Genomic DNA, 4,885 nt, shown 5'->3' with positions numbered 1-4,885 from the left:
GCTCTGGCAAGGTCCCAAAGGCACTCGACCTGCCTGAGACCGCCTGGATCAACAAACCCGAAGAATCAGTCGTCGATCAGCAAGCCGCCTAACTCCCTTTGGTCTCATTCACCTTGACAACTTCCGCATCACCGTTGACCGCTTTGACGGGCAGTTCGCCGCCGACAACTTCGTCCTGACCCACAACTCGTGGACTGCGGCTACCGCTATGAGCTTTTGGGACAAGGGAAAGAACTGGACGGAAGACACCCTGCCGGGTTCGGCCTCCGACACGAAGGCTGCCACGGAGAACGCCGTGTCACTGGCACCCATTTGGGTTGTTGACGACTTGGCGCCCTCGTCGGATCCGCGCAAGGCGGAGAAGGAACGGGAGGGAATTGAGGCGCTCCTGCGTGCCATTCACAACAACACGGGTAAGCGACGTTCATCTGGCACCGGCGCCCAGCAGGATGTTCGCCGACCTCAAGCCATGCTCATCGCCACAGCGGAAAACGACATCGACATCCACTCGGTAGTCTCGCGCATCATCTCAGTGCGGATGTCGCAGAACTCGCTGAATACGGCTGCCATGGAGAAGATGAGGTCGCTGCGCGGAACGGGTGAGGCTCCGACTGTGACTGCTGCGCTCATCGACTTCATCGCCAATAAGCGCCACCTCGACGATGCGGAAAAGAGGGCACCGGTCAAGCAAGTCATCGAGGACCAGTTCGATATGCTCACTGGCGACTTGAAGTACGTCGTGAAGTCTCAGTATGGGTTCGCAGACTCGGAGTTCGAGCGTCAGGCGAAGTTGCTCGCCGACCTCATGCTCATCGTCCAACCGCTGCGAGAGATGGCCATCGCCTACGGTGTTGACCAGAAGTACATTGATCGCTTGGCCATCCACGCTGAGGGCTCGCTGGGGGAGAAGGTCACGTCTCTGGTTGTGGAAAGCTTCTCGGAGTCCCGCACGGGCGGTCCCGGTCATGCTCTCCTCAGAGCGGTCAAGCGTCTACTCAACACCAAATCCGCCCATATTGCCAATGCCAGCGACCCTCAGATGCCGCCGATGGTCGTCTCCGATAATTCTGATGACGCAGAGGCGAAGGCGATCAATTCTTCGCTGGGCTGGGCATTCATCGAAGGGCAGGGCGCCCGTCCGATCGGTAAAGAGATCGGTGTGCTCTACCGGGGGCCGAAGGGCCAAGATGACGCTGTCCTGTTGCTTGACCCGGCGACGGCGTTCAAGCTGGCGCAGAAGGAGTCTCCTGAGCTTGTGCCGCCAGGGTCAGGGGCCAGAACCGCATGGCAGTCGATGTGGGATGACGGATTGGCTGTCGAGGGGATTAAAGGCATACCCAAGCGAATGACCGCTGATTCTGGAACTAAGCGGTGGTCGGTGCAGATCATGATCAACGGGCGGCGCTTCTCCACGGTGCCAGTACCTTTGGAGACACTGAACTCGACGCTGTGACGTAGCAAGTGACCTACAGCCAATAGGGGTCAGACTTTCTCCGGATAAGGGGAGGTCTGACCCCTGTTTCATGCGCCGACACATCAACGTCTTCGAGGCATATACAGAGTGTGAGCAATCAAGAGAACGACCAAACGGCCATAATTCCGAAAGGGCGGATGGCATTCGTCGGCGACCGTCTTGAAATCGACCAGGAGCTCGTCGATGACAAGGTCCGACGTAAGGCCATGTCACCGTCGACAATGAACGCACTGGCCGGCAATGGATGCCAGGCACGGTTCGCCATCGAGAAGATCGTCCCGCGCGACGAGTCAGCATTGACAGCTTCATCCATTGGAACCGTCGCCCATTCGGTCCTCGAAGATCTCTACGGCCTCCCTGGCCCAGAAAGAACAGTCTTCAAAGCCACAGAATTTGCAGCCAAGCACGTTGGCGGAGTTGATCTGTCGACAGTCAATATCAACGGGTTCGACTTCGCGCACGCGAGCGAATCAGAGAAGGCTGCGGTGAGGGCCACTGTCCAGGGAGAAGTCCACACGGCCTACCGAGGGATCTTTGACATCGAAGATCCCGAAGCCGTCAATGTCTTCTCCACCGAAGCCAAACTCAGCCATGTAGACATCGCTGGCGTTCCGGTCGTGGGTTTCATCGACCGTGTTGACCGAATCAACGACGAACTCCGAGTCGTCGATTACAAGACCGGCAAACAGAAGAAGTCATCGTCGATCTTTGGAGATCCGCACGGCGACCAGCTGCGCATCTACGCCTTGGCCGGTGCGAAGCTCTTCGATCAAGAGGTCGAGAATGCGTTCGTTCTCTATACGAAATACTCCAAAGCTCAGCGTGTGGCAATGAGCGCGCCGAAGTTGAAGAAGACAGAGCGGCTCTTCGTCGATACCTGGGAAGAGTTGGGCGAATGCTCCGATGAAGCCACGTTTGAAACCACCCCATCTGGCTTGTGCGCCTACTGCCCCCTGGCGCGAATCTGCCCTGCATCAAAGGTCACCGACGCAGATGCAGTCGGTGTGCCGCAGGTCGAGCCCGATGCAGTCGCCGTCTATCCGAACGTGGCCGATGAACCAGTAGAAACCGACGAATCCGAAGCCGAAGTGGGTCTAAGTGAGCCAACTGCTGAGGCGGACTCTGTTGTAAGTGAAGACATTCACCAGACAGGAGAGAGCACAATGACACGTTGGCCAGAAGACAAGCCCTGGGAAGCCGAAGTCAAGGGACGTCTCAACCCCAACTCATGGGCTGCCGGTGGTATCGCCGGTGTTGTCACCAACTCAGTTCAGCACCTCAATGCTGCCGGATACGCAGTGAACAAGAAGAATATCCGCGCACTGTCATCGACCCTGGTCAACCTCATTGCACGTATCGAGTCAGGCCTGGCCGGTCACGACGGTGCGAAATGGGGATCAGGTCTGAACAGCCTCGTGCGCCTGACCATGTGGAGACTCCTCGATCACGCGATGCCCATTCCGTTCGGTGCCAGCTCCGCTGACTGGCAAGCCTGGGAGACCCGGCTGGTCAATGCCAGCGTCGGCATCATCGCCACGACCGAGGCCATCTATGACGACGCGATCAAGCCCGGCGGGTGGGTGTTGTTCACCTCCGACAACGGCGAGAGCGCCGAGCCTCATGCCGAAGACGAGTCCGACACCGAGGCCGGTGCCCCGGAAGAGGCCGACGAGGAAACAGACGACGCCACCAAGACCGAGGCCAAAGACGAGACCGAATCCGGCGAAGACGAGGCGATCGATACTGATGTGCCATTCGACGACATCGATGACGAAACCTTTGACGAATCAGCCATGTTCGACGACTGAAAACCCATCCCGATCAAGTTAGACAACCACAACACACGAAGGAACAAACCATGAGTGAAGCCACCGCAGACCTCCAGCCGCTCGTCATTGCAGCAATCAATGCCACCGGCCCCCGCAAAGTCGAAGAAGTCGAAGACGGCGATGAGGTCACACTCGTCGAAGAGACCGAAGAGAACTGGGTCGGTCGGGTCGGCGAGAACGCCCGGCTCATCTACTCACTGATCAATGACGACCAATCACCCGTGGTCAAGGCCGTAGGTCGCCTGTCTGAAGCAGTGAAATATGTGGCCAATGTTGTCGAGGTCAAGAAGGAGAAGTCGTCGAACCGAGCAATTGTGACCCTAGAGACGAAACCGTCGAAGAAGAACCCCGAAGGCTCAGAGACGGTGCGCACCGACAGGTTCGATGACGGCGGACGCCCCATGGCCTCGAAGGCCCGATCGCTCATTGGCCGCCGTGTGCTGGTGTTCAAATACATGGAATCTGCCACCGACGGCTCTGGCCGCGACTTCCGCATTCTCGTCGACATCAAAGATCTCGGTGAGGCACGAGAGTTCGACGAATAGGCCGCCAACGCCGATCAAAGACCGCCGATTCGCCCACTGTGCGACTCATCGGCGGTCTTTGCGCATAGATACAAGTAGCAGCGCATTTGGCGCCCAACAACGAAGAGGAGACCGCAGTGACTGACACCGCGTGGATGGCAGAGGAGACCACCAATGCTGACGAAATCGTCGAAGACGTTGAAACCGACATGACCGACACCGAAGGCAACGTCGAAGAGGCGACGGCCGAGCCCGAGCACTTAGACGACGAGGCACTTGACCTCGGTGAGAGCGACGAGGACGCGGATTCTGGCAAGTCCAAGGCACGGACTCAGGCGCAGTCGAAGGGCCGCGATAAGACCCTCATTCGCCGTACCGTGCGCAAGATGCTCGACGTCCAGGGCGCTGAAGACGATGTGCGCCACGTCGCGGCCTCATTGCTGAGCAAAGACGAGTCAGACGTTGAAGGTCTGGTGGTGACGATTCTGACGGGTGACTCGCGCAAGACCAATCAGCCGATGTCTGACCTCGAAGACCTGATGGAGGCCGACGCCATCGAGATGTCTGCCAACGCCACCGCGTTGGGCAAAGACCGTCTCAAGGCTCTGTGGTCGCTGCTGGGTGATCTCGGCAAGGCTGAAGGTTCTCTGCCTGCCGGCATCGCTCCCGCGGCCATCCAGATCGCAAAGATCATCTCCAAGGATGTCTCCGACGACGATATGCTCACGCTCACTGCCGTCGCAGACCTCATGAAGAAGGCCTAAGAGCTCATGTCGAGGTGTCACAGTTGGCGGCCGCTGGAAGTCGTACCGGAACAGCACGCCCACCATCTGCCTGGTGAATGCCGCAAATGCTGGAAGCCCTGTTTTCGCAAGACCGATGACGGTGCCGCCTACTGTGACACCTGCCTTGAGCGCCTGACCCAGCACCCTGATTGGGCCCCTGTTAGCAGTCCAGCGGCTATGCGATAGCTAATTGGTTCTCTGCACTCCAGCGTTCCCAGCATCTCGACGGTGTTAATCCGTCGAGGGATCCGTGGGGCCGTTCATGATTATAGA

Annotated in this window: 4 protein-coding genes; all 4 read left to right on the top strand. The window is 58.4% G+C overall.

Annotated elements, in window-relative coordinates; translation table 11 throughout:
• Window positions 1–208 precede the first annotated feature (208 nt).
• Window positions 209–1,453: a hypothetical protein gene (locus tag BSP239C_RS20180; RefSeq protein WP_101575084.1), complete on the top strand. Its 1,245-nt coding sequence runs from the start codon at window positions 209–211 to the stop codon at window positions 1,451–1,453.
• A gap of 158 nt (window positions 1,454–1,611) precedes the next feature.
• Complete coding sequence (locus BSP239C_RS20175; protein WP_101575083.1) at window positions 1,612–3,282, top strand: PD-(D/E)XK nuclease family protein; 1,671 nt, start codon at window positions 1,612–1,614, stop codon at window positions 3,280–3,282.
• Window positions 3,283–3,332: 50 nt separating this feature from the next.
• The gene (locus BSP239C_RS20170; RefSeq protein ID WP_069600532.1) at window positions 3,333–3,848 is read left to right on the top strand and encodes a hypothetical protein; all 516 of its coding nucleotides are present in this window, start codon (window positions 3,333–3,335) and stop codon (window positions 3,846–3,848) included.
• Between the two features lie 116 nt (window positions 3,849–3,964).
• Window positions 3,965–4,591 carry a hypothetical protein gene (locus BSP239C_RS20165; RefSeq protein WP_101575082.1) on the top strand — a complete coding sequence of 209 codons (627 nt, stop codon included), beginning with the start codon at window positions 3,965–3,967 and terminating at the stop codon, window positions 4,589–4,591.
• Window positions 4,592–4,885 lie beyond the last annotated feature (294 nt).

The organism is Brevibacterium sp. 239c (assembly GCF_900169365.1).
GTDB lineage: Bacteria > Actinomycetota > Actinomycetes > Actinomycetales > Brevibacteriaceae > Brevibacterium.
This window is presented reverse-complemented; position numbering and strand designations above follow the sequence as displayed.